Below are 25853 nucleotides of genomic sequence, written 5' to 3' on the forward strand. Positions count from 1 at the left end.
GAGACTCACCATGCAAGCCTCACAAGGCGCGGCGCAGGGCGCGCGCACCCTCACCATGGCGCAGGCCATTTCCGAAGCGATTGGCCAGGAAATGGAACGCGACCCGCGTGTCTTCGTCATGGGCGAAGACATCGGCAAGTACGGCGGTATTTTCAGCGCCACCACCGGGCTGCTCGACCGCTTCGGGCCGGATCGCATCATGGATACGCCGATCTCGGAGACGGCGTTTATCGGCGCAGCACTCGGGGCAGCGGCAGAAGGGTTGCGCCCCATTGCCGAGCTGATGTTCGTGGATTTTTTCGGCGTGTGCTTCGACCAGATCTACAACCACCTGGCGAAGAACACCTACATGTCGGGCGGCCGTGTCGCGCTGCCCGCGGTTATCACGACCGGCATCGGCGGCGGCTACAACGACGCGGCCCAGCACTCGCAATGTCTGTACGCCAGCTTTGCCCACATGCCGGGCATGAAGGTGGTCGTGCCGTCCAACGCGTATGACGCCAAGGGCCTGATGATCCAGGCTATCCGCGACGACAACCCGGTCATCTTCTGCTACCACAAGGGCATCATGGGCCTGTCGTGGATGTCCTATTTCGAGGGCAGCACGAACGCGGTGCCCGAAGAGGCCTACACGATTCCCTTCGGGCAGGCCCGCGTGGCACGCGAGGGCCGCGACGTGACCATCGTCACGCTCTCGCAGATGGTGCAGAAGTCGCTGCTCGCGGCCGAGCAACTGGCGGCCGAGGGCATCGATGTCGAGGTGATCGACCTTCGCACCATCGTGCCGCTCGACCGTCAGGCCGTGCTGCGCTCGGTGGCCAAAACCGGGCGGCTGCTGGTGGCCGACGAGGATTACCTGAGTTTCGGCCTGTCAGGCGAGATTGCCGCCATCGTGGCAGAGAACCTCGACACCGTCGCATTGCGCGCGCCCGTGCGGCGGCTGGCGGTGCCCGATGTGCCCATCCCGTATTCCCGTCCGCTCGAGCAGTTCGTCATTCCACAGGTCGACAGCATCGTCGTCCAGGTGCGTGCACTGGTGCAGCACCAACCCGTTTCCTATTCACTCAAGCGAGAAGCAGCATGATCGACATCGTGATGTCCGACGCCGTCTGGCAGGACGTTGAAGACGGTACCGAGGCCCTGTTGCAGGATTGGCTGGTCAAGCCCGGCGATGCAGTGAGCGCGGGGCAGGCACTGGCGGTGGTCGAGCTGGTCAAGACCACGCACGAAGTGGCAGCGCCTGCTGATGGCGTTGTCGCTGTGCTGGAGGTGGCGGCGCAAGACACCTTCGGGCGCGGTGCCGTGCTCGCCCGGCTGGAGCCGAAAGCATGAGCGAAGCCCTCGCTTTCGTGCCCGATGCTGGCGAGCGTCGTGTCGTGCCGATTGCCGGCATGCGCGGTGCCATCGCCCGCACCATGAGCGCCGCCTGGCAGGTGCCGCGCGTGGCGCAGTCGATCGAGGTGGATGCCACCCGGCTCGAGATCGCCGTGCAGGCATTGCAGCAGCAGCTCGGGCCGCAGTGCAAGGTCACGCTGACGGCCTTCGTGCTGCGTGCGGTGGCGTTGACACTGCGCGAGCATCCGCGCCTGAACGCCCGCTTGCTCGAGAAAGAGATCGAGCTGATGCCCGAGGTCAACATCGGCTTGGCCGTCAGCCTGGATGAAGGGCTGATGGTGCCGGTGCTGCGCAATGTCGACACGCAGTCAGTGGCCGACATTGCCGCCGAAAGCCGCCGCTTGGCGGCAGGCGCCCGCGCCGGCATGTTGTCGGCCGGCAGCTATCAGCACGGCACCTTCACAGTGACCAATCTCGGCATGACGGGCATCGACAGCTTCACGCCCATCATCAACGTGCCGCAGGTTGCCATCCTGGGGGTGACGCGCGTTGCCAAGCGGGTGGTGGTCAAGGGCGACAGCATCGTGATCGCGCCAATGATGGGCCTGCATCTGATCTTCGATCACCGCGCGGTGGACGGCTACCCGGCCGCACGCTTCCTGACCGATCTGAAGACGCGTTTGGAAACTGTCGAAGGCCTGTGATGCTCGCGTCCGACTTTCTCTCCGACGGAATCCACTGCGCAGAAGAGCAGGAGTGGAACCGCGCGCAACTTGCGCAACCGGTCCTGCGGCCTGCGGTGCGGCTGTGGACGTATGCGGGCCCCGGTGTTGTCCTGGGCCGTGCGCAGGCGGCCTTGCATCCGGGCATGGCAGGCGGCGCCACACCGGTGGTTGTGCGCGACGCCGGAGGCGGTGCGGTGCTGGCCGGGCCCTGGATGTTGTCGGCGTCGATCGTGCTGCCGGCCGATCACCCGCTGGTGGCGGGCACCGGCACGGTGTCGAGCTACCGATGGTTGGGCGTGCTGCACGCAGGGCTGCTGCGAGACCTCGGCATTCCCGCCTATGCCGTGCCGCCCGAGGAACTGCAGATGACGCCGCCGGCCCGATCGCTCAAGTGGGCCTGTTTCGGTTCGTTGTCGCCGTGGGAGGTGGTGGTCGGGCAACGCAAGATCGTCGGCCTCGCGCAGGTACGTCGGCGCACAGGTGTGCTGCTGACGTGCGGCGCGCTCATCTCGCCGCCGGACTGGCCGCTGCTTTGCGCGGCATTGGGGGCAAACCCAGCGGATGCCCAGCGCCTGCAGGCCTGCACGACGTCCTGCACCGAGCAGCTGGGTGCGCCGCTGCTGGCAACCGTACTGGCCGAGGGCCTGCACCACATGCTGGTCGATGTGCTTGGCGAGCATGACCCCACGAATGAATCCCGCCATTCGCGCCGCGTGCCGCATCCGGCGCAGGCCACCCGGTCTGCCACGGCAGGCCCGTGAGTCGACGGTCAACGTTGTGCATTTCAACAAGATAAGGCGCGCGCTGTGCTCGCCCGATAACGGAGGCAACCAACATGAAACCCACGCCAGCCGCTGGCTCCGCCATGCGGGTTTTGGACAAGCAACCCAAGGTGTCGCGACGCGGCTTTCTGCGCGGTGGCGGCTTGGCCGCCATCAGCGTCACGGTCGTTCCTGCGGCCATGGCGGTTACCAAGGATGTGGTGGTCGAGCAGAGCTTTCCTCGTCTAGGCACCGTCACCGGCAAGACGCTGGTGCGCATGGCGCGCGACATCTATCCGCACGACAAGCTGGCCGAGAAGTTCTACGTGGAGGCGGTCGCGCCCTATGACGTGGCCGCAGGCAAGGACCCCGCAGTGAAGGCGCTGCTGATCGATGGCGTGCACGACCTGGACCAACGCGCCAGGCAACGCTATGGCGTGCCCTATGCCCAGGTGAAGACCGAGAACGAACGTGTGTTGCTGCTCAAGGACATCGAGTCCACGCCCTTCTTCAAGAAGGTCCAGGGCGATCTGGTCACCGGCCTCTACAACAACAAGAAGCTCTGGCCCCTGTTCGGCTACGAGGGCTCGTCGTGGCAGAAGGGCGGTTACCTGCACCGCGGCTTTGACGACATCGACTGGCTCTAAGCCTCGGCACATAAAAAAACGGAGACAACCATCATGACGGATCAGGCAAAGTTTTCCCTCGACGACGACAGCGTCGTCGTGATCGTCGGCTCGGGCGCGGGCGGCGGCACACTGGCCAACGAGCTGGCGCAGCGCGGCGTCAAATGCGTGGTGTTGGAAGCGGGGAAGCACTACACGCAGGCCGATTTCGAGAACGACGAGTGGGCCATGTTCAACAAGATTTCGTGGCTGGACAAACGCATCTCGGCGGGTGGTTGGCACCACACCAAGACGTATCCGAACCTGCCTGCCTGGATCGTGAAGGGCGTGGGTGGTTCCACGGTGCACTGGTCCGGCGTGGCATTGCGTTTTCAGGAACACGACTTCCACACCAAAACCACTTACGGCGCCATCGACGGGGCCAACGTGCTGGATTGGCCGATCACGCTGTCCGAGCTTGAACCGTACTACGAACTGGCCGAGAAGAAGATGGGCGTGTGCGGCACCAAGGCCAGCGGCTTGCCCCCCATGCCGCCCAACAACCACTACAAGGTGATCGAGGCGGGGGCGAAGAAGGTCGGCTACAAGCACATCGTGCGTCCGGCTGCGTCGAACTCCGAACCGTACGACGGTCGCCCGGGCTGCATGCAGATCGGCTTCTGCATGCAGGGCTGCAAGATCGGCGCGAAATGGTCGACGCTCTACACTGAAGTGCCGCGCGCCCAGGCTACGGGCAATGTCGAACTGCGGCCCGAGTCGATGGTGCTGCAGATCCAGCATGACAAGCAGGGTCGCGCCAATGGTGTGCTCTATGTCGACAACAAGGGCCGCAAGCAACTGCAGAAGGCGCGGGTGGTCTGCGTTGCGGGCAACTCCATCGAATCGCCGCGGCTGCTGCTGAACTCGGCGTCGGGCATGTTCCCCAACGGGCTCGCAAATTCTTCAGGGCAGGTGGGCAAGAACTACATGAACCACGCGACGGCGGCGGCGGTGTCGATCCACAAGAAGCCGGTCTACATGTATCGCGGCTTTGACATCGCGGCGGTGGTGGCCGATGAGGTGCCACTCAACACCAAGCGCGGGTTTGTCGGCGGCTATTACCTCGAAGGCCTGGCCATTCATCTGCCGTACACGGCCGCGTTCATGAAGCCGGGCGGCTGGGGGCGCGATTTCACATCGGCCATGGAGATGTACGACCACATGAGCTGCGTGTGGGTCTGCGGTGAAGATATGGCCCGCGAGCAGAACACCATCACGCTGCACCCCACGGAGAAAGACCAGTACGGTCTGCCCATCCCGATCGTCACCAAGACTTATCACGAAAACGACGAAAAGATTACCGCGCACGGCCTGGTGCAGTGGCGCAAGGTGTCCGAGGCGGTGGGTGCGACACGCGTGATCGACATGCCTGCCTATCCGGCCAGCCACAACATGGGCACCAACCGCATGAGTGCGAAGGCCAGCGACGGCGTAGTCAACCGCTGGGGCCAGGCGCACGACGTGAAAAACCTGTTCATTTCGGACGGCAGTCAGTTCACGTCCAGTTCGGCGGCCAACCCCACGCTCACCATCGTGGCCCTGGCGATCCGGCAGGCCGAATACATTGCCGGGGCATTGAACAGGAGGGAAATCTAAGCCAGCCAATCTCGTTTCCCTTGCGCTGCCGTTACGTTGCCATTACGTTGCGGCAGCCGGGTAAATCGATTAGCGTAGAACCGCATCTGCCCTCGCTCCAATGCCGGCAAAGACCGGTAGCACGGGCTTCGCACCCTTTCAAATGCGGCGGCTAAGGAGACAGTCGTGCAGCAAAAAGCACACCGCGCACATATCGAGCGGCTGCTCGCCTTCTCGCAGCAGCCGGGCGAGGCGCAGGGCGTCATCGAGCGCTCATGGCGGCGCTGCCTGGACGACTACGGCCGCGACCCCAGTCGCCCCACACCCGCTTATATCGTGGAGGCGCAGCGCCTGCGCGAGCACAAGGATCAGATCGAGGATTTCCTGAGCGTCGCGCGTACCGGCATGGAGCAGCTCTATAAGCGTGTCTCGGGCCTCGATTACGTGCTGCTACTGACCGATGCCTACGGCGTCACGGTCGACTTCATCGGCAACGACAATCTGGATCGCGAACTCAAGCGTTCTGGCCTGTACCTGGGGGCCGATTGGAGTGAGTCGCGCGCCGGTACCTGTGCGGTCGGCACCTGCATCGTCGAGCAGGCCCCTGTGACGTGCCATCAGACCGATCATTTCGACGCATGCCACATCACGCTCACCTGCAACAGCGCGCCGTTGTTTGACCCGACTGGCAACTTCCTGGGCGTGCTCGATGTGTCCGCTCTCAGTGCGCCGGCACCGCGCGAAGGGCAGCACCTTGCGCTGCAGATGACCGCCATGTACGCGCAGAAGATCGAAGACGCGAACTTCCTGCGCTACTTCCGCGACCAGTGGATCTTGCGGCTCGGTTCAACGTGGTCGCTGGTGGATGTGGATAGCGAGATCATGGTCGCCTTCGATGGCAATGGGGTGATTCGCGGGGTCAACAGCGGCGGCCGGCGCAAGTTGCGGCTTGAGAGCGATCCGCACGCCGACGTACGTGGCCATCTGCTGACCGAAGTGTTTCGCGAAAACATGAGCGAGCTGTGGCGCATCGCCCGTGCGGGCACCTCATCCGAGCGTACTGCGATTCGGATGTTCGACCACGGGCTGTATTACGCGACGGGGATCCCGCCACGCGGCGCCCCTGGTAAGCCGTCTATGCCGTCGGCGTCGGCCTCTGCGCCGGCGCTGCCCAGCCCCGAGGCGAGCGCTGCGCTCGAGGCTCTCGGTGCCGACGACCCGCAGATGCAGCGGTTGATCCTGCAGGCCAAGCGCCTGGCCAACAAGCCGCTCAACATCCTGGTGCAAGGCGAGACCGGCACCGGCAAGGAAGTCCTGGCCAAGGCCCTGCATACCGCCAGCGAGCGTCGCAGCAAGGCGTTTGTCGCGGTCAATTGCGCGGCCATTCCCGAATCTCTGATCGAGAGCGAGCTGTTCGGCTACACGCCTGGCACCTTCACCGGCGCCCGCAACAAAGGCATGCGTGGCCTGATTGCCCAGTCGGACGGCGGCACGCTGTTCCTAGACGAAATTGGCGACATGCCGCTCCATCTGCAGAGCCGGCTGTTGCGTGTGCTGTCCGAACGCGAGGTGATGCCGCTGGGCTCCGAAAAACCGATTCCGGTCGACCTGCGCGTGATTGCCGCCTCGCACCGTGATCTGCGCCAGCTGATTGCCGAGCAGCGCTTCCGCGAGGATCTCTACTACCGGCTGTGCGGCGCAACGCTGCACCTGCCGACGCTGCGTGAGCGCTGTGACAAGGACTACCTGATCGCACGTATCGTCGAAGAAGAAGCGCGTCAGCTCGACATGCACGCGAACCTCGCGCCGGCCGCGCTGGCGGTGCTGCGCAGCTACCCGTGGCAGGGCAATGTCCGGCAGTTGCGCAACGTGCTGCGCTTTGCGCTCGCCATGAGCGACGACGGCCTGATCGATGTCGACGCATTGCCGCCGGAGGTTCTCGAGAGCACGATAGACGGTGGGGCGTGCGGGGCTTCAAGCGCCGCCGATGCCGCGCCGGACAACGAGCGGGAAGTCCTGCTGGCCGCGCTGCGCCGGAACAAATGGCGCATCACCCACGTTGCGCACGAGCTTGGCATCGCGCGCGCGACGGTCTATCGGCAGATGGAACGGTTCGGGATTGTTGCGCCGAATCAGCAATAAGGTTGGGCGCCCCGGAAAAGCCAAGGGCGCTTGTCTCTGGGGTGGGGCGAATCGGTGTCGTTCTGGGGGAGGGGCGGCGGGTTGAACACCCGTCCGGGAAGCTAGAAATACAAAAAGGGTTACAGGCAGAACCTGTAACCCTTTTTTTATTCTGGTGCCGCTGACCGGAATCGAACTGGTGACCTTCGCATTACGAATGCGCTGCTCTACCGACTGAGCTACAGCGGCGTCGGAAACAGCGATTCTAACAGAACTTTTTGTCGCCCTGCAAGAACCGCCGGAACAACAATCTCACATGGCGTCGTTACGCTGTTTTCTTGGCTTCGAGGTGATATTGCGTGACGCGATCCACCTCGTTCTTTGAACCCAGAACCACCGCCACGCGCTGGTGCAGCTGTTCGGGCTGGATGTCCAGAATGCGTTGCTCGCCGTTGGTGGCGGCGCCGCCTGCCTGTTCCACCAGGAACGCCATGGGGTTGGCTTCGTACATCAGGCGCAGCTTGCCGGCCTTCCCTGGCTCGCGCTTGTCCCAGGGGTACATGAAGATGCCGCCGCGTGTGAGGATGCGATGCACGTCCGCCACCATCGAGGCGATCCAGCGCATGTTGAAGTCCTTGCCGCGCGGGCCTTCCGTGCCAGCCAGACATTCGTCGATGTAGCGGCGCACGGGCGGGGCCCAATGGCGCATGTTCGACATGTTGATGGCGAATTCCTTCGTGTCGGCCGGAATCCTCACGTCGCGGCTGGTCAGCACGAAGCTGCCAACTTCGCGGTCGAGCGTGAACATGTGCACGCCGTTGCCCACCGTCAATACCAGCGTGGTCTGCGGGCCGTACACAGCGTAGCCCGCGGCGACCTGCTTGGCGCCCGGCTGAAGGAAATCGGCCTCGGTCACGGCTTGGCCGGCCTGGGGCATGTGCAGCACCGAGAAGATCGTGCCGATCGAGACGTTCACGTCGATGTTGGACGAGCCGTCGAGCGGATCGAACAGCAGCAGGTATTCGCCCTTCGGATAACGGTGGGGAATCTCGTAGAACGATTCCATCTCTTCCGAAGCCATGGCAGCCAGGTTGCCGCCGTATTCGTTGGCTTCGAGCAGGACTTCGTTGGCGATCACGTCCAGCTTCTGCTGGGTTTCGCCTTGCACGTTGCCGGTGCCGGCCGAGCCGAGCACGCCGGCCAGCGCGCCCTTGTTGATGCTGTGCGAGATCGCCTTGCAGGCGCGCGCCACGACTTCGAGCAGCAGGCGCAGCTCGGCCGGGATGGTGTTGTGCTCGCGCTGCTCTTCGATCAGGTAGCGGGTGAGGTTGATGCGCTTCATGGGTTCTCCTGAGACGGGCGCGATTTTACGATACAAGCGGTGACATTCAGGCCAACGCCTTGCCGACGATCTCGCGCACATCGCGCGAGAGGCTCGGATGTGCCGCCACGCGCTTGAGCGCGTCCTGCATGGCGTCGCGCAGCGTGGGCACGTACTTGCGCCAGCGGTCCAGCGCGCGTGCCAGGCGGGCGGAGACCTGCGGGTTGATGGCGTCGAGCGCGAGCACCTGCTCGGCCCAGTAGGCATAGCCCGAACCATCGGCGGCGTGGAACTGCGCGGGGTTGCCCGAGCAGAAGCCGAAGATCAGCGAGCGCGCGCGGTTCGGATTGCGCAGCGTGAAGGCCGGATGGGCCATCAACGCGCGCACGGTGGCCAGCGTCGGTTTGCCAGCGGCACCTGGCTGCATGGCTTGCAGCGAGAACCACTTGTCGATGACGAGCGCATCGTCGGCAAAGCGCGTGTAGAAATCGGCCAGTGCGGCTTCGCGGCCCGGGGCATAGCTGGTGACCATTGCGGAGAGGGCGCCCATGCGGTCGGTCATGTTGGTGGCGCGGGCATATTGCTGTTCGGCCAGGGCCAGCGCTTCGGGGGCTTCGGTTTCCACCAGATAGCCGAGGGCGATGTTCTTGAGCGCGCGCTTGCCTGCAGACACAGCATCGGGCGAGTAAGCGCCTTCGGTCTGGTTGTCTTGATAGGCACGCAGCAGCTCCGCGTTGAGCTTTTCTGCCAGCGTGCGGCGCAGCGTGCGGCGGGCCGCGTGAATGGCAGCCGGATCGGCCACATCCATGCGCTCGGCCAGATAGCCTTCGGCCGGCAGGATCAGCATCTGCTCGCGGAAGGCCGGATCCAGCGAGGTGTCGGCGACCACGGCACGCAGGGCTTCAACTAGCGCTGGGTCGACCTCAGGCGCGCGGCCATGCTGGATGTCCGTCACCATGCGCAGCAGTGTGTCGGTGGCCAGGCGCTGGCCGGCTTCCCAGCGGTTGAACGGGTCTGAATCGTGCGCGAGCTGGAACGTGAGCTGCTCGGTCGTATAGCCGTATTCAACGATCACCGGCGCCGAGAAATTGCGCAGCAGCGAGGGCAACGGCGCTTCGGCCACATCTTCGAAGACGAAGGTCTGCTTGGTTTCAGTGAAGTCCAGCACGCGCGTGGTCACCGGTGAGGGCGATGCGGCTTCGCCACGCAAACGCAGCGGCAAATCGTGGCCCTGCTTGTCGATCAGCCCGATCGCAAACGGAATGTGGAACGGCTGCTTCTGGATGCCGCTGGTGGTCTCGATGCCGACCGGCTCGCAGCGCTGGCGCAGCGTGAGCGTGTAGGTGTGCGTGGCCGCATCGTGGCGCCCTTCAACGGCCACGACCGGCGTGCCAGCCTGGCTGTACCAGCGGCCAAATTGCGTGAGGTCGCGGCCGTTGGCATCGGCCATGGCAGCGCGGAAGTCGTCGCAGGTGACAGCCTGGCCATCATGACGCTGGAAGTACAGGTCCATGCCCTTGCGGAAGCCGTCGCGACCGAGCAGGGTCTGGTACATGCGCACGACTTCGGCGCCTTTTTCATACACCGTGACGGTGTAGAAGTTGTTGATTTCTTCGTAGCTGTCGGGCCGCACCGGGTGGGCCATCGGCCCTGCATCTTCCGGAAACTGCGCCTGGCGCAGCACGCGCACGTCTTCGATGCGCTTGACGGCACGGGCGCTGGCCGCAGCGGCTTCGTTACCGGCGGCCGCGGCCATGTCGGCGGAGAACTCCTGATCGCGGAACACCGTCAGGCCTTCTTTCAGGCTCAGCTGGAACCAGTCGCGGCAAGTGACGCGGTTGCCCGTCCAGTTATGGAAGTATTCGTGGCCGACCACCGATTCGATGTTCGCGAAGTCCACATCGGTTGCCGTCTCGGCATTGGCCAGCACGTACTTCGTGTTGAAGATGTTCAGGCCCTTGTTCTCCATTGCGCCCATGTTGAAGTCGCCCACGGCGACGATCATGAAGCGGTCGAGATCCAGCTCCAGGCCGAAGCGGCGTTCGTCCCAATGAATCGAGTGGATGAGCGAATCCATTGCGTGGCGGGTCTTGCCGAGGTCTTGCGCTTCCACCCACACCTGCAGCAGCTTCTCTTTGCCGGAGGCCGACCGGATGCGTTCTTCAATGCACTCCAGCTTGCCTGCCACCAGGGCAAACAGGTACGACGGCTTCTTGAACGGGTCGTGCCACACGGCTTCATGGCGGCCGTCCGGCAGGTCGCGCTCCGACATGAGGTTGCCGTTGGACAGCAGCACCGGGTAGTCCGCTTTCGATGCGCGCAGCGTGACGGTGTAGACCGTCATCACGTCCGGGCGGTCGAGGAAGTAGGTGATCTTGCGAAAGCCCTCGGCCTCGCACTGCGTGAAGAAGTTGCCGTTGGAAACGTACAGGCCCATCAGCGAGGAGTTCGCTGCGGGATTGCAGTAGGTGGTGAGTTCCAGCGTGAAGCTGGTGCCAACATCGGCCGGTACGGCATCGATGGTGAGGGTGTCGCCGGAGGCTTGCAAGCCGGACAGCGCTTTACCGTCGACGGTTGCGCCCGCCAGTTCCAGTCCTTCACCCACCAGCACGAGGGGCTTGCCGGCGTCCGTGCGCGTCATGCGCAAGCGGTTGACGACGCGGGTGCGCTCGGGCACGAGATCGATCTCCAGGGCCACTTCGTCAATGCGGAAAGCGGGCGCGGTGTAGTCCTTGCGGTAAATCGTGACGGCGGTATCGGTGCGCAACATCGGTAACATCCTCGTAGCGGTACGCAAAAGGCCATTGTACTCAGGCCCTTGGCGGGAATCTTCCGCGCGGGGCGTCACTCTGAGTAACAGAGCGCGCGCAGCCCCGCTTCCGGGGCCCGCGACCATCTGTCTGATTGAGAGTAGGGGGATTTTCTATGTGGAAATGGATCAAGACATCGGGCGTCTGGCCGATGGCCGGCGCGCTGATGGCGGCCAGCCTGCTGGCGGGCTGCGCGAGCACCGTCACCAGTCAGGTGACGGCGTTCCGGCAACCCGGCTGGACCGACAACCCGCCGCGCACCTATGCCTTCGAGCACACCGCAGCGCAGCAAAATGATCTGGAGCGCCAGACCTACGAGGCCTGGACATCAGACCAACTGGCCGCCCACGGCTTTACCAGCGTGCCGCGTGCCAGCGCACGCTATCTGGTTCGCCTGGACTACTCGACTGCCACGCAGCTCGTGCAGGTGCGCCAGCCTGTGTACCCGGATCCGTATTGGGGCCCAGGGCCCTGGGGGCCATGGCGCAGTCCTTGGGGGCCCTGGGGTCCGTGGGGGCCGCAATACGTGGATACCAACGTGCAGGTGCCGTTCTATGCCTATCACGTGGAAATTGACGAGGCAGCCACCGGCAAGCGCGTGTATCAGGTGACGGCGCAAACGCAGGGTGGGGATGGATCGCTGACGGCTGTGATGCCCTATCTGGTACGCAGCGCATTTGCCAATTTTCCGGCGCCGAACGCGCAGCCCATCCTCGTAGAGCTGCCCATTGATCCATCGGTGAAACCGGCGGCGAAACCCGCATCCGGGCCGGCACCCAAGTAGTGCGCCAGGGTGGGTTTTGGCCGGCGGTCTACGTTAGAATGCATGACCTAATCTGTAGGCCGCCAGCCGTATCCCGCTTGAGCGTTGTCACTTCATCCCTTCCCGCGCCGACCGCCACCCCTGGCCGGCGCTGCCTCCGCCCCGTCGCTACCCTCCTGACGGTGCTGCGCAACGCGTGCGGCCTCGCTCCCGGTTTCCCTCTGTTCCCACTGTTTTTCGCCACTTCGTCTCAGGGAGTTTCCGCCTGAGCGCACGGGCGCCTCATCTGCGGAACTCTTCATCAGGATTCATTGCTATGAACGACAAGCTTCACGACGCCTCGCCGGATTCCCAAGACCAAGGCGCCGAGGCCGAGCTGCGCCGCGCCGCGTTTGAATATCACCGCGCTCCGACGCGCGGCAAGATTGAGGTGCGCCCGACCAAGGCGCTGATCAACCAGCGCGACCTGTCGCTGGCGTATTCGCCGGGCGTGGCGTATCCGTGTACGGCCATTGAACAAGACCCGTCGCTGGCGGCGGAATACACCTCGCGCGGCAACCTCGTCGGCGTGATCACCAACGGCACCGCTGTGCTGGGCCTGGGCGACATCGGGCCGCTGGCCAGCAAGCCGGTGATGGAAGGCAAGGGCTGCCTGTTCAAGAAGTTTGCCGGCGTCGATGTGTTCGATATCGAACTGGCCGAACGCGATCCGGACAAGCTGGTCGACATCATTGCCTCGCTGGAGCCGACGCTGGGCGGGATCAACCTTGAAGACATCAAGGCGCCGGAGTGCTTCTACATCGAGCAGAAGCTGCGTGACCGCCTGAACATTCCCGTTTTTCACGATGACCAGCACGGCACGGCGATCATCTCGTCGGCGGCGCTGCTCAACGGCCTGAAGGTTGTCGGCAAGGACATCGGCAGCGTAAAGGTGGCCGTGTCGGGCGCGGGTGCCGCGGCCATCGCCTGCCTGGACGTGATGGTGGGCCTGGGCGTCAAGCGCGAGAACGTCTACGTGGTCGATTCGAAGGGCGTGATCTACGTCGGCCGCGATGCCAAGATGGAGCCGAACAAGGCGCGCTACGCGCAAGACACGTCGGCCCGTACGCTGGCCGACATCGTTCGCGATGCAGACGTGTTCCTGGGCTGCTCGGCCGCCGGCGTGCTGACCGCCGACATGGTCAAGACCATGGGTCCGAAGCCCATCATTTTGGCGCTGGCCAACCCCGAGCCGGAAATCCGCCCGGAAGTGGCCAAGGCCGCGCGCCCGGACTGCATTATCGCTACGGGCCGTTCGGATTACCCGAACCAGGTCAACAACGTGCTGTGCTTCCCGTACATCTTCCGCGGTGCGCTCGATTGCGGCGCCACCAAGATCACGGAAGAGATGAAGCTGGCATGCGTGAAGGCCATTGCTGAGCTGACGGAAGCCGAAACGAACGACGCGGTAGCCCAGGCTTACGCGGGCCAGGACCTGACCTTCGGCCCGGATTACATCATCCCGAAGCCGTTCGATTCGCGTCTGATCGAGAAGATCGCGCCGGCCGTCGCAAAGGCCGCGGAAGAGTCCGGCGTGGCTACGCGCCCGATCAAGGATCTGGATGCCTATCGCGCCCAGCTGAGCGACTTCGTGTACCACACCGGCCTGACCATGCGCCCGGTGTTCTCGGCTGCCAAGGCCAACCCGAAGCGCGTCGTGTACGCCGAAGGTGAAGAAGAGCGCGTGCTGCGCGCCGTGCAGACGGTGGTGGACGAAGGCTTGGCCAAGCCGATCCTGATCGGCCGTCCGCACGTGATTGAAATGCGTATCCAGAAGGCGGGCCTGCGTCTGAAGCCGGGCGTGCACTTCGAACTGGTGGACCCGGAAGACGACCGCCGCTATCACCAGTACCACACCGCTTACCACGAGCTGATGGGCCGCAACGGCGTGACGCCGGACATGGCGAAGTCGGCGCTGCGCCGTTCGAACACGCTGATCGGTGCACTGCTGGTGCGTCTGGGTGATGCCGATGCGCTGCTGTGCGGCACGGTTGGCCGCTTTGATGCCCACCTGGAACACGTGCGCGACGTGATCGGCCTGGCCCCGAACGCCAAGGTGTTCGCGGCCATGAACGGCCTGATGCTGGAGAAGCACACGCTGTTCATCACCGACACGTTCGTCAACGAGATGCCGAGCGCGGAAGAGCTGGCCGACATCACCAAGCTGGCAGCAGAAGAGGTGCGCCGTTTCGGCCAGGAGCCGAAGGTGGCGATGCTGTCGCACTCGATGTTCGGGTCGTCGAAGAACGCATCGGCCCGCCGCATGCGCGCTGCGTATGACCTGCTGAAGACCGAAGCGCCGGATCTACAGGTGGAAGGCGAGATCCAGGGTGACGCGGCGTTGTCGGAAGACATTCGCCACCACTTCCTGCCGAAGAGCGCCTTCTCGGGCAGCGCAAACCTGCTGGTGATGCCGTCGCTCGATGCTGCCAACATCGCGTTCAACCTGCTCAAGATCACGGGCGGGCAGGGCGTGACGGTCGGCCCGATCCTGCTGGGCGCCGCCAAGCCGGTGCACATTCTGAACCCGTCGGCCACATCGCGTCGCATCGTCAACATGACGGCGCTGGCTGTGGCGGATGTGTCGGCTACGCGTTGATCGGTTGATCCGACCATTGGGCCGCTGAACGTTGGCGGTCCAAAAGAAAACGGCGCCTGGGGAAAGTCCAGGCGCCGTTTTTCTTTGCTGCCGACTACTTAGAACTTCGCGCGGATGCCCACGCCGAAGGTGTCTGCCGAGCTGAGGTTCGTTACCTTGTCGCGCATGTACGCGGCGTACACATCGGTGCGCTTGGACAGCGAGTAGTCGTAGCCGACTGCCCACGTGTTGCGCTTCACGTCAGCCGCACCCGAGGTCTTCGTGTACGCGTACGACGCCAGGATGCTACCCGGGCCCACCGGCACCGACACGCCCAGTTGGCCGCCGTTGCTCTTCGCATCGCCCGAGTTGATGGCGTTCTTGATGTACTGGTATTGGCCGTACACCTTGGCCACGCCAAAGTCGTACGTGGCACCCAACTGCGCTGCCGTCTGGCGCGAGAAGCCTGCCACCAGCGCGTTCAGGTCACCCGGCGCGCCGTCGAAGCGCACTTGCTGGAAGGCTGCCGTGGCCGCGAAGTTGCCATGGAAGTACAGGAAGTTGCCGCCCCACTTGTTCTGGCCGTTGTGGCCGGCTTGCTCGCCCGCGCCGTAGATGAAGTTGGCGGTCAGACCGTTGAAGTCCGGCGTCGAGTACATGATCGAGTTGTTCCAGCCCGAATCACCCACCAGACCCGAGATGCCGCCGGGGCCGCTCAGGCCGTTGCCGAGGTACGTGTGGAACACCATCGGCGAGAACGTGTACGAATCGATGAACGGGTTGAACAGGATCGTCGAGACAAAGTACGGCGGCGTCAGACGGCCCAGCTTGATCGAGCCCCAGGTATTCGATTGCAGGCCCACGAACGAGTTGCGGGCGAAGAACGTATCGCCGTCAAAACGGCCGGACTTGCCGGTGTCCGGGCGGAAGAATGCTTCCAGCGTGAAGATGGCCTTCAGGCCGTTGCCCAGATCTTCGCTGCCCTTCATGCCCCAGTACGAGGTCGACATACCGCCCGAGTTGACGCCCCAGGCGCGATCCGATGCGCCCAGGCTCTTGGTGGCGCCCGCCCAGGCATCCACCTGGCCGTACAACGTGACGGACGACTGCGCTTGCGCACCGGCACTTGCTGCCCCCAGTGCCGACGCCACTGCCAGCGCGGCCACGCCACGCTTGAATTTCGACTGCATTGCTACCTCCTTTGTTGTTGAAGATCACTGCGGGTTGCGCCGCATTCTTTGATGCGGTCACAGGCCGGCTGGTCAGGCTCCATGCCGATCGGTGTCCCATGCCCCATGACACCGCGCCCACAGCGTTGTTTTTGCTGATGAACCTGAAAAATCAGTTTGCTGCGATCAAATCGGTCAGGCGGAAGCCCGCGATGCGATGAATCTGTTCGAGCGACGTACGCAGCTCGGTATCGCGGTCGTTCTCAACGCGCTTGCTGAAGTTCTCGATGATTCCGTGGCGGTCATAGCCGCGCACTGCCAGGATGTATGGGAAGCCGAATTTCTCGTTGTACTGGGCGTTGAGCGCCTGCAGGCGCGCAAACTCTTCCGGCGTGCACAGGTTCAAGCCCGCGCCGCTTTGTTCGCGCGTCGACTCGGCGGTCAGTTCACCGCGCACGGCAGCCTTGCCGGCCAGCTCCGGGTGGGCGCGCACCAGCTTGAGCTGAGGCTCAATGCCTGCGGTATCCACGGCATTGCGCATGGCGGCTGCGAGTGCCTCGGCCGAAGCAAACGGGCGCTGCGTGGCGGCCTGTTCAGCAACCCACGGCGAGTGCTCGTAGATGCCACCCAGGACTTGCACGAACTGGGGTGCGTCCATGCCGTTGAGTTGCGAGAGGGTGTAGGTGGTCTGGCTCATGCTGCGGTGCTCAAAACGGGTTGCTTTGAATACGGATGGTTCTGGATCCAGTGCTGGGCGATGTCGATGCGTCGGCAGATCCACACCTTGTCGTGCGATTGCACGTAGTCAAGGAAACGCTGCAGCGCACGGAAACGCCCCGGGCGGCCCAGCAGACGGCAGTGCATGCCGATCGAGAGCATCTTCGGCAGTGCGAGCCCGTTGGGATCGCCTTCTTCGTACAGCACGTCGAAGGCGTCCTTCAGGTATTGGTAGAAGTGGTCTGCCGTGTTGAAGCCTTGCGGGCTGGCGAAGCGCATGTCGTTGGTGTCCAGCGTGTACGGCACCACCAGGTGCGGCTTGCTCTCGCCCGACGAGGTCTGCACTTCGGTCCAGAAGGGCAGGTCGTCACCGTAGTAGTCGGCGTCGTAGGCGAAGCCGCCGTGCTCGACCACCAGGCGGCGCGTGTTGGGGCTGTCGCGGCCGGTGTACCAGCCAAGCGGCGCATTGCCGGTCAGCTCGCGGATGATCTCGACGCCGATGCGCATGTGCTCGCGCTCGGTGGCTTCGTCGATGTTCTGATAGTGGATCCAGCGCCAGCCGTGGCAGGCGATTTCGTGGCCCAGGTCAACGAAGGCTTGGGTCAGGTCCGGATGGCGCTGCAGGGCCATCGACACACCGAAGATCGTCAGCGGCAGGCCGCGCTTTTCAAACTCGCGCAGGATGCGCCAAACGCCTGCACGCGAGCCGTATTCGTAGATGCCCTCCATGCTCATGTGGCGGTCCGGGTAGGCCGCAGCGCCAATGATCTCAGAGAGGAACTGCTCGGAGCCGGCGTCGCCGTGCAAGACGCAGTTTTCACCGCCCTCTTCGTAGTTGAGGACGAACTGCAGTGCTACGCGCGCGCCGCCCGGCCAATTGGCGTTGGGCGGGTTCTTGCCGTAACCGATGAGATCGCGCGGATAGTTATTGTTTGTCATGGTTTTTTTCATGTCGAGGAGACTTCATACAACACAGGCCAGACAGTGGAATGCGGCTTTCCAAATTCACGACATCACAGCGGCGTCATGAACAAGACAAAGCGCCATCGCGTCAGGCCGGAACTGCCCGGGCAGCCTGCGCCAGTTCCAGCGCGAGCCTCCGGTGAACCGTGAGATGGGCGTCGAGCTCAAGCGTGGTCAGGCGGCCGTCTTCGATGACCACGCGCCCGTTGATCACGCTGTGCGCCACATTGGATGGGGCGCAGAACACCAGCGCCGCGACCGGGTCGTGGTCGGCGCCGGCAAAACCGACTTGGTGACGATCGAAGCTGACAAAGTCGGCCGACATACCGGGTGCGAGCGCGCCGATGTCGTCGCGGTTGAGCACGCGTGCGCCGCCAAGCGTGGCGATCTCCAGCGCCTCGCGCGCGCTCATCGCGGCGGGGCCAAAGCCGACACGCGCGAGCAGCATGGCCTGGCGTGTTTCGCCGAGCATGTGCGCTCCATCGTTCGATGCACTGCCATCCACGCCCAGGCCGACCGGCACGCCGGCATCGCGCATGGTGCGAATGGGGGCGATGCCCGAAGCCAGCCGCATGTTCGAGCACGGGCAATGCGCGACGCCGGTGCCGGTGCGAGCGAATACGTCGATGCCGTGCGCGTCGAGCTTCACGCAGTGCGCATGCCAGACGTCGCGGCCGACCCAGCCGAGGTCTTCCGCGTACTCGGCCGGCGTCATGCCGAACTTCTCGCGCGAATATGCGATGTCGTTGTCGTTCTCAGCCAGGTGGGTGTGCATCGACACGCCGTAGCTGCGTGCGAGCTTGGCCGATTCGCGCATCAGGTCGCGCGAGACGGAGAAAGGTGAGCACGGTGCCACCACCACACGCAACATCGAATGGCGATCGGCGTTGTGCCAGGTTTCGATCAGGCGCTGCGTTTCCTTCAGGATGGCCTCTTCGCCTTCGACCACGCGGTCCGGCGGCAAGCCGCCCTGGCTGCGGCCGACGCTCATGCTGCCGCGGGCTGCGTGAAAGCGCATGCCGATCTGTTGCGCGGCTTCGATCGAATCATCCAGCCGACTGCCGTTCGGATACAGATACAGATGGTCGCTGGAGGTCGTGCAACCCGAGAGCAGCAGTTCCGCCATCGCCGTGAGTGTGGACACACGCACCATCTCGGGCGTGAGGCCTGCCCATACCGGATACAGGTTCGTCAGCCAGCCGAACAGTTCTGCGTCCTGCGCGGCGGGAAGGGCGCGCGCCAGGCTCTGATACATGTGATGGTGCGTGTTGACGAAGCCCGGTGTGACCACGTGGTCGCGCAACTCCATCACGCGCACGTTGGGCTGACCGATGGCCTCGCGATACTGCGACGGCAGATCCGCCGTGGCGCCGACCCATTCGATCACGCCACCGCGCGCAACCAGGGCGCCGTCCGGGATCTCGCGGCGTTGCGCATCCATGGTGACCAGCACGTCGGCATGACGGGCGATCAGAAGCGGGTCGTTGTGCGCGACAGTGGCGTTCATGCAATTACTCCGTGCCGTGGGTGTTGGCAGCAGCGTCGCGCATTGCGTGCTCGGCCGACGGCATGCCGTTGTAGTAAAGGTTCAGGATGACCGCGACCAGCGTGCCGAGCACGATGCCGCTGTGCGTGACCGGCTCCAGCCAATGCGGCAGGTACTGGAAGAAGGTCGGTGCCAGCGTCGGGATCATGCCGAAGCCGATCGAGATCGCCACGATGAACAGGTTGTGGCGGTACTTGTTGAAATCGATCGAACCGAGAATGCGCACGCCCGTGGCGGCCACCATGCCGAACATCACGATGCCCGCGCCACCGAGTACGAACGAGGGCACAGACGCCACGATGTGCGCCATCTTCGGGAACAGGCCCATCGCGATCAGGATCAGGCCGCCCATGGCTGCCACGAAGCGCGAACGCACACCCGTGACCGTCACCAGCCCCACGTTCTGCGAGAACGAGGTGTACGGGAACGTGTTGAACAGGCCGCCGATCACGGTGCCCAGACCGTCGGCGCGCAGGCCGCGGGTGAGGTCATCGGTGGAGAGCTTCTTGCCGGTGATTTCCGCCAGCGCGAGGAACATGCCGGTCGATTCCACCAGCGTGATCAGCATCACGATGCACATCGAAGCGATGGCGCCGAAGTGGAAGGTGGGCATGCCGAAATGCAGCGGCGTGATCACGGCCACCCAGTCGGCCTCTGTGATGCCGGCAAAGCTGACCTTGCCGAACGCCATGGCGATGAACGTGCCGATCACGATGCCCAGCAGCACGGCGATGTTGCCGATCAGGCCACGGCCGTACTTCGTCAGCAACAGAATGATGACGAGCACTGCCAGTGCAATGCCCAGGCTGCTCAGATCACCGTAGGCCGGGTTGGGCACGGTCTTGAGCACGCCGTCGACCATGGTCTTCATGGTCGGCTGGCCGCCAGCAGCCCAGTTGATCCCCACGCCCATCAGCGACATGCCGATCAGCGTGATGACGGTGCCCGTCACGACCGGCGGGAAGAGCCCAAGCACCCGCCCCATGAGCGGCGCGACGATGATGCCGAACAACCCCGCCGCAATCACCGCGCCGTAGATGCCCAGCAGGCCGATGCTGGGGTCTGTGCCGATGGCGATCATCGGCCCCACCGAAGCGAAGGTCACGCCCATCATGACCGGCATGCGAATACCGAACTTCCACACACCGAAGGCCTGGATGAGTGTGGCAAGGCCGGCGGCAAAAAGATCTGCGTTGATCAGGAAAGCGAGCTGTTCCTTGGGCAGATGCAGTGCACCGCCCACAATTAAAGGCACTGCCACGGTGCCTGCATACATCACCAATACATGTTGAAGGCCCAATGCGAGCAGGCGTCCGTACGCCACGCGCTCATTGGTCAGGTCCGCCGTGGGGGCGGCGATGGTGCTGCTTGCCATAAAGGTCTCCTTTGGGTGGTAAGCCGGACGGCGTCCAGCTTTGAGCCTGCCCACGTTCCTGCTGCGTGCTTCGGGCTTGCCTGGTGACACTCGCCGTACTCGTGCAGGGCTGTGTTTCCGGGGCCAACCTTGGGCTGATTGCTGCGGATCGTGAACAGGTTCTTGGGCGGCCGGCCTCTGTCGTGCCGGCTCGCCCTATACAGCTAAACCGGTCCTAGACTTTGTCCTTCCCGCCGCGCGGGCCCAATACCGAACGCAGATCGAAATCAGCGGGCGCTTCGGGGCGCACGCGATCCGCGCAACATTGCAAGTGCTGGGCCATGTGGGCCTGTGCAGCGCTGGCGTCGCCACGCTCCAGGGCATTGAGGATGTCGAGGTGTTCGTCGAACGAGCAGGCGTTGTTGCCCGGGGCCTCGACGCTGGCGATCATCAGGGTGGTGCGCGACACCAGCCGGCGCATCATTTCGACCACCAGCGGATTGCCCGACTGCTCGGCCAGCGCCACGTGAAATTCCGCAGACAGGCGAATCCAGCGAGGACGATCGTGCGTAACAAACGCCTGGCGTTCCTGCTTGACGAGTTCCATCAGGGGTGCGATGGCCGCCTTGGGGTTGCTGCTATGGCCAACCTTGTCGAGCACCGCGCGCTCCAGGATCTGGCGCAGCTCGAACATGGCATGGGCTTCGTCAATGGAGGGCGCCGCGATGAACGCGCCGCGGTTCGGCTCCAGGTCGACCAGACCGTCGGCGGCCAGTTGGGAGAAGACCTTGCGCACCGTATGACGGGCGGTGGCATAGATTTCGCAAAGCGCATGCTCCGTCAGCTTCGTGCGCGGGGGCAGGCGGTGTTCCATGATCGCGTCGTAGATCTCGTGATACATCCGTTCTTCGACCGACATGCGTGTTGCCCCCGATGTCTTGGCGCCCGACTTCGACGCCACTTCCGTGGAGACCAGCTTGAGATTCTTGGACATGGCAGACCTGCCTTTCATTAGTGCGCCGCGGCATAGACCACTGCGAAAACCTGTTGACAATTATTCATAGCCGCCTTCAATATTGTCAACAAAATGCGTTCGGGAATCCGACAAACTAGGGAAATCCCTGTTTCGAGCCAGGTCTAGGGACACGGCAGAGATAAGGCGTCGGACCCAGAACGAGCGACGGCTTTGCCGGTTTGGCATGCTCCTCCCCACATGGGTGGCAGGCGTAAACCGGCTGGACGCGCGCCGGGATGCGTGCATAGCACGTACCGAGCGGGCCCCGACGCCAGCCCTTGCCACACAAGGGTTTGGCGCGAGGTGCAAGTGGAGGCAGCGGCGCTTCTGAAAATTCAAACTACAGAGGAAGACAAATGGGACGCTTGACCACCCATGTGCTCGACACCGCCGCAGGCACGCCAGGTCAAAACCTGGCGATTGCACTGTTCAAAATTGTCGACAATCAGCGGCAACCAATCAAATCGGTCCGCACCAATCATGATGGCCGTTGCGATGCGCCGCTGCTCGAAGGCGACGCGCTGCAGGCTGGCGTGTATGAACTGGACTTCGGCGTGGGCGAGTACTACCGCGCTGCCGGCGTCAAACTCCCCGAGCCCGCGTTCCTGGACGTGGTGACGCTGCGCTTTGGCGTGGCCGATACCAGCGCGCACTACCACGTGCCGCTGCTGGTGTCGCCGTGGTCGTATTCGACCTATCGCGGCAGCTAACAGGGCAGGGAGTCATCATGGAAGGCTATATCCTCGACTGGGCCAACTTGCTCTTGCGTTGGCTGCACGTGATCGTCGCGATCGCGTGGATCGGTTCGTCGTTCTACTTCGTCTGGCTCGATAACAGCCTGACCAAGCCCATCGCACCGGATCTGAAGGACAAGGGGGTCGACGGTGAACTGTGGGCCGTGCACGGCGGCGGGTTCTACAACCCGCAGAAGTACCTGCTGGCACCGAAGCAACTGCCCGACCATCTGCACTGGTTCTACTGGGAGTCGTACTCGACCTGGATGTCGGGCTTCGCCCTGTTGACGGTGGTGTACTTGTTCAACGCCAACGTCTACATGATCGATCGCAGCGTGTTCGACATGACGGCGACAACGGCCGTGCTGCTGGCGCTGGGTTTCCTGGTGGTCGGCTGGCTGGTGTACGACACGATCTGCCGCGTGTTCGGCAAGAACGACCGCGTGGTGGGCATTCTGGTGGCCATCTATGTGGTGATCGCGGCGTTTGCGGCGTGCCACCTGTTCTCGGGCCGTGCAGCGTTCCTGCTGATCGGCGCGATGATCGCGACCATCATGAGCGCCAACGTGTTCTTCTGGATCATCCCGGGGCAACGCAAGGTGGTCGCTTCGCTCAAGGCTGGCGAGAAACCGGACCCGATCCACGGCAAGCGCGGCAAGCAGCGCAGCGTGCACAACACGTACTTCACGCTGCCGGTCCTGTTTGCGATGCTGTCGAACCACTACAGCATGACGTACGCCGCCAAGTACAACTGGGCTGTGCTGGTCCTGATCATGCTGGCTGGCGTGCTGATCCGTCAGTTCTTCATCCTGAAGCACAAGGGCGTGATCAACTGGGGCTATCCGGCAGCAGGCGTAGCGGTGCTGGTGGGTGTGGCGGTTTGGCTGGCTCCGGTGCCCCGTCCGGCCGTTGCGGCCACGGAAAGCGCGCCGGCCGCAACGGCGCAAGGCGTTGCGGTTGCTGCCACCGCGGCATCCGGCGGCTCTGACTTCGCCAAAGTACAGGCAGTCGTTACCGCACGGTGCTACCAATGTCACTCGGCTCATCCTACCCTGATGCCTTCGCCGGCTAAGGGCGTGTTGCTCGATACGCCGGAAGAACTGGGCAAGCATGCGCAGCTCGTCTACCAGCAGGTCGTGCAGCAGAAGCTGATGCCGCTGGGCAATGTGACGCAGATCACCGACGACGAGCGCACGATTATCGCCAAGTGGTTCGAAGGCGGCGCCAAGACGAACTGAGGCGCACGCTGATCAACAACAGAAAGGTTTATCGGAGCATGCCATTCGTTCCCTAGCGGGTGGCATGACCGGTGAGGGTTGAACGGGGCTACGGCCCCGTTTTTTTTGCTAAACATCAGCGGCGATGTGCTCCGCGTCGCCCGATTTCGGCTCGGTGATACAAGCCTTGGGGCGTTGGAGGGAGCACTGGGGGGCGCCCTCCAAGCGGGCTGCGAAGCGTAAGCAAGCTCTGAGCTGGCGCCAGAGCTCGATCTCTACGACTTACTTCCCAACGCCGAGCAACGCCAGCACTCCCAGCACCAGGAAGATCAGCGCCGCAATCCGATGCACCAGCGTGATCGGCATGCGCGCCGCAAACTTGTTGCCCATCAGCACAGCCGGTACGTTGGCCAGCATCATGCCGAATGTCGTGCCCGCGACCACCCACACGATGTCGTGAAAGCGCGCGGCCAGGGCCACCGTGGCGATCTGCGTCTTGTCGCCCATTTCGGCAAAGAAGAACGCGACGATGGTCGTGCCGAAGATGCCCAGGCCACGCTGCGTGTCGCTGGGCGCTTCTTCTTCGTCCAGCTTGTCGGGAATCAGCATCCAGCCCGCCATGGCGATGAAGCCCACACCGAGGATCCAGCGCAGCACGTTTTCGCCCAGTACGTGCGTAATCCAACCGCCGACCGCGCCGGCAAAGGCATGGTTGACGAGCGTGGAGACGAAGATACCGAGGATGATCGGGACCGGCTTGCGGAAACGCGCAGCCAGCAAGATCGACAGCAATTGCGTCTTGTCGCCGATTTCAGCGAGCGCGACGATGCCGGTGGAGACGAGAAAGGCTTCCATGTTGTTGTGGTGTCCGGGCCGTGTGCGAACCAATGACGCGCCACTGCCGGCCCTGTCCGCAGTGGGTTGTCATCGGTCTCGCCAGGCGCGTCACCGGGTGCCGGGGTGGCACCCTGAGTGCGGCTGACCACGCCATAACCGTCTGCCTGAATCTTAGCGATCCTGGCGACGGTCAAGTCTGTTGACGTGGCCCCCGGGGTATCGACCCCGGGCGGCTACTCCCCAATGGAAGCGAGGATTATAAGTGCATCAGGCGTTGGCGCCAACTGCGAATTTGGCGGGCTCGCCTTGGATGTAAGTGGCGGATACAGCACGGTCCTCACCCAGCAGCGCCAACGAAAACAGCAGCTCTTCCAGCGTTTCCGAGCGCGCATTGCGGCGTGCCAGAAGCGGCGTGGCCGCCGGGTCCAGGACGATGAAGTCGGCTTCCGCGCCCGGCACGAAGCTGCCGATGCGGTCTTCCCAGCCCAACGCTTCGGCGGCGCCGCGCGTGGCCAGGTAGAACATGCGCAGCGCAGTCAGGTGATAGCCGCCCATGCGCGCGACCTTGTGCGCCGTGCCCATCGTGCGCAGCATTGAGAACGAGCTGCCCCCGCCAACGTCAGTGGCCAGCGTCAGTGCCAGGCGGTGCGCGTCGTTCTTGTGGAAGTTGTACAGGCCGCTGCCCAGGAACAGGTTGGACGTGGGGCAGTGCGCCACGGCCGCGCCGGATTCGGCCATGCGCTGGCGGTCGCCGTCGTCCAGCCAGATGGCGTGTCCGTAAAAGGCGCCTTTGCGCAGCAGGCCGTAGCGGTCGTAGACGTCCAGGTAGCTGCGTGCGTTGGGGAACAGGTCAGCCACCCATTTCACTTCGTCGGGGTTTTCGGCGACGTGGGTCTGGATGAAGACGTCTTTGTATTGCTTGGCGAGCTCTGCGCAGGCTTGCAGCTGCGCTTCGCTCGATGTGGGCGCAAAGCGCGGTGTGATGGCGTAGGCCAGACGATCCTTGCCGTGCCAGCGGGAGATCAGGTCAGCCGTGTCACGCGCGCCGGATTCAGCCGTGTCGCGCAGATATTCCGGGCAGTTGCGGTCCATCATCACCTTGCCGGTGATCATCCGCATGCCGCGTTGTTGAGCTTGCGTGAACAGCGTCTCGGCCGAGCTGCGATGCACGGTGCTCCACACCATCGCGCTGGTCGTGCCGTTGCGCAGTAGTTCGTCGAGGAAGAACGAAGCGACGCCGGCGGCGTACTCCTCGCTTTCGAAGCGGCGCTCTTCCGGGAAGGTGTACGTCTCCAGCCAGTGCAGCAGGCCCGGGGACGGCGACGCGATGATGTCCGTCTGCGGGAAGTGGATGTGCGTATCGATGAAGCCGGGCACGATCAGCTTGCCGCTGTAGTCGTGCAGTTGCGTGCCGGCGGGCAGGTTCTCGCGCAGTGCGGCGTAGTCGCCGGCCTGCACGACCTTGCCGCCCGCGACCACGAGCAGGCCGTCTTCCCAGTACTCATAAGCATCGCGCTCGCGATACTGCGGGTCGTGCAGGAAATGCAGCACGCGGCCGCGGTAAGCGTGAACGTTGTTGGAAGGCGGGGGCATCGTGGTCATCGTCGT

21 protein-coding genes, 1 tRNA gene and 1 riboswitch are annotated in these 25853 nt (G+C 63.8%); of the genes, 11 read left to right on the forward strand and 11 right to left on the reverse strand.

Features of this window, described 5'->3' with window-relative positions; genetic code table 11:
* The first annotated feature begins 10 nt into the window (after positions 1 to 10).
* The 7 genes from DOD19_RS04395 to DOD19_RS04425 all read left to right on the forward strand — a co-directional run bounded on the left by DOD19_RS04395 (position 11) and on the right by DOD19_RS04425 (position 7203).
* Positions 11 to 1084, forward strand: coding sequence for an alpha-ketoacid dehydrogenase subunit beta (locus DOD19_RS04395; protein WP_024975240.1), 1074 nt, complete (start codon positions 11 to 13; stop codon positions 1082 to 1084).
* Positions 1081 to 1332, forward strand: a complete 252-nt coding sequence (locus tag DOD19_RS04400; protein ID WP_024975241.1) for a lipoyl domain-containing protein — start codon at positions 1081 to 1083, stop codon at positions 1330 to 1332. The genes DOD19_RS04395 and DOD19_RS04400 overlap by 4 nt, the downstream gene beginning before the upstream one ends.
* Positions 1329 to 2039, forward strand: a complete 711-nt coding sequence (locus DOD19_RS04405; RefSeq protein ID WP_112184201.1) for a dihydrolipoamide acetyltransferase family protein — start codon at positions 1329 to 1331, stop codon at positions 2037 to 2039. The genes DOD19_RS04400 and DOD19_RS04405 overlap by 4 nt, the downstream gene beginning before the upstream one ends.
* Entirely contained in the window at positions 2039 to 2821 is a 783-nt protein-coding gene (locus tag DOD19_RS04410) for a lipoate--protein ligase (RefSeq protein ID WP_112184203.1), read from the forward strand. The genes DOD19_RS04405 and DOD19_RS04410 overlap by 1 nt, the downstream gene beginning before the upstream one ends.
* A 74-nt stretch (positions 2822 to 2895) precedes the next feature.
* The gene (locus DOD19_RS04415) at positions 2896 to 3468 is read left to right on the forward strand and encodes a gluconate 2-dehydrogenase subunit 3 family protein (protein ID WP_112184204.1); all 573 of its coding nucleotides are present in this window, start codon (positions 2896 to 2898) and stop codon (positions 3466 to 3468) included.
* Positions 3469 to 3501: 33 nt separating this feature from the next.
* A complete protein-coding gene (locus DOD19_RS04420) occupies positions 3502 to 5082 on the forward strand; it encodes a GMC family oxidoreductase (RefSeq protein WP_112184206.1) in 1581 nt (526 codons plus the stop codon).
* Positions 5083 to 5247: 165 nt separating this feature from the next.
* Positions 5248 to 7203: a sigma-54-dependent Fis family transcriptional regulator gene (locus DOD19_RS04425; RefSeq protein WP_112184208.1), complete on the forward strand. Its 1956-nt coding sequence runs from the start codon at positions 5248 to 5250 to the stop codon at positions 7201 to 7203.
* A 152-nt stretch (positions 7204 to 7355) separates the two neighbouring features.
* Here DOD19_RS04425 and DOD19_RS04430 read toward each other — a convergent pair.
* From DOD19_RS04430 to pepN, 3 genes are all read right to left on the reverse strand, one after another.
* Positions 7356 to 7431 (reverse strand) — tRNA-Thr (locus tag DOD19_RS04430).
* A gap of 76 nt (positions 7432 to 7507) precedes the next feature.
* Positions 7508 to 8524, reverse strand: coding sequence for a class 1 fructose-bisphosphatase (locus DOD19_RS04435; protein ID WP_112184210.1), 1017 nt, complete (start codon positions 8522 to 8524; stop codon positions 7508 to 7510).
* Positions 8525 to 8570: 46 nt separating this feature from the next.
* Positions 8571 to 11273, reverse strand: a complete 2703-nt coding sequence (gene pepN, locus DOD19_RS04440) for an aminopeptidase N (RefSeq protein WP_112184212.1) — start codon at positions 11271 to 11273, stop codon at positions 8571 to 8573.
* A 155-nt stretch (positions 11274 to 11428) separates the two neighbouring features.
* On the opposite strand from pepN, the gene DOD19_RS04445 reads away from it, so the two are divergent.
* Together DOD19_RS04445 and DOD19_RS04450 are read left to right on the forward strand one after the other, a co-directional pair.
* Positions 11429 to 12097 (forward strand): DUF4136 domain-containing protein, encoded by a 669-nt coding sequence (locus tag DOD19_RS04445; protein ID WP_112184214.1) that lies wholly within the window; start codon positions 11429 to 11431, stop codon positions 12095 to 12097.
* 295 nt (positions 12098 to 12392) lie between these two features.
* Positions 12393 to 14714: an NADP-dependent malic enzyme gene (locus tag DOD19_RS04450; protein WP_112184216.1), complete on the forward strand. Its 2322-nt coding sequence runs from the start codon at positions 12393 to 12395 to the stop codon at positions 14712 to 14714.
* A 98-nt stretch (positions 14715 to 14812) separates the two neighbouring features.
* On the opposite strand, the gene DOD19_RS04455 is transcribed toward DOD19_RS04450, so the two are convergent.
* The 6 genes from DOD19_RS04455 to DOD19_RS04480 all read right to left on the reverse strand — a co-directional run bounded on the left by DOD19_RS04455 (position 14813) and on the right by DOD19_RS04480 (position 21436).
* Positions 14813 to 15883, reverse strand: coding sequence for a porin (locus tag DOD19_RS04455; RefSeq protein WP_112184218.1), 1071 nt, complete (start codon positions 15881 to 15883; stop codon positions 14813 to 14815).
* Positions 15884 to 16034: 151 nt separating this feature from the next.
* On the reverse strand, positions 16035 to 16559 hold the full coding sequence (gene uraD, locus DOD19_RS04460) for a 2-oxo-4-hydroxy-4-carboxy-5-ureidoimidazoline decarboxylase (RefSeq protein ID WP_024975252.1): 525 nt from the start codon (positions 16557 to 16559) through the stop codon (positions 16035 to 16037).
* Positions 16556 to 17518, reverse strand: coding sequence for an allantoinase PuuE (gene puuE, locus DOD19_RS04465; protein WP_112184220.1), 963 nt, complete (start codon positions 17516 to 17518; stop codon positions 16556 to 16558). The genes uraD and puuE overlap by 4 nt, the downstream gene beginning before the upstream one ends.
* Before the next feature lie 112 nt (positions 17519 to 17630).
* The gene (locus DOD19_RS04470; RefSeq protein ID WP_112184222.1) at positions 17631 to 19049 is read right to left on the reverse strand and encodes an 8-oxoguanine deaminase; all 1419 of its coding nucleotides are present in this window, start codon (positions 19047 to 19049) and stop codon (positions 17631 to 17633) included.
* 4 nt (positions 19050 to 19053) lie between these two features.
* Positions 19054 to 20463, reverse strand: a complete 1410-nt coding sequence (locus DOD19_RS04475; protein WP_112184224.1) for a nucleobase:cation symporter-2 family protein — start codon at positions 20461 to 20463, stop codon at positions 19054 to 19056.
* A 214-nt stretch (positions 20464 to 20677) separates the two neighbouring features.
* Complete coding sequence (locus DOD19_RS04480; RefSeq protein WP_112184226.1) at positions 20678 to 21436, reverse strand: GntR family transcriptional regulator; 759 nt, start codon at positions 21434 to 21436, stop codon at positions 20678 to 20680.
* Between the two features lie 377 nt (positions 21437 to 21813).
* Between DOD19_RS04480 and uraH the strand changes: the two genes are divergently transcribed.
* Together uraH and DOD19_RS04490 are read left to right on the forward strand one after the other, a co-directional pair.
* The gene (gene uraH / locus DOD19_RS04485) at positions 21814 to 22167 is read left to right on the forward strand and encodes a hydroxyisourate hydrolase (RefSeq protein ID WP_012762338.1); all 354 of its coding nucleotides are present in this window, start codon (positions 21814 to 21816) and stop codon (positions 22165 to 22167) included.
* Between the two features lie 17 nt (positions 22168 to 22184).
* Complete coding sequence (locus tag DOD19_RS04490; protein WP_024975257.1) at positions 22185 to 23429, forward strand: urate hydroxylase PuuD; 1245 nt, start codon at positions 22185 to 22187, stop codon at positions 23427 to 23429.
* A gap of 261 nt (positions 23430 to 23690) precedes the next feature.
* On the opposite strand, the gene DOD19_RS04495 is transcribed toward DOD19_RS04490, so the two are convergent.
* A complete protein-coding gene (locus DOD19_RS04495; protein WP_024975258.1) occupies positions 23691 to 24263 on the reverse strand; it encodes a TMEM165/GDT1 family protein in 573 nt (190 codons plus the stop codon).
* Positions 24264 to 24346: 83 nt separating this feature from the next.
* Positions 24347 to 24499, reverse strand: a riboswitch (yybP-ykoY riboswitch).
* A 13-nt stretch (positions 24500 to 24512) separates the two neighbouring features.
* Entirely contained in the window at positions 24513 to 25847 is a 1335-nt protein-coding gene (guaD, locus tag DOD19_RS04500; RefSeq protein ID WP_112184228.1) for a guanine deaminase, read from the reverse strand.
* Between the last annotated feature and the right edge of the window lie 6 nt (positions 25848 to 25853).

Source organism: Ralstonia sp. GX3-BWBA, assembly GCF_003290055.1.
Lineage (GTDB): Bacteria > Pseudomonadota > Gammaproteobacteria > Burkholderiales > Burkholderiaceae > Ralstonia > Ralstonia holmesii.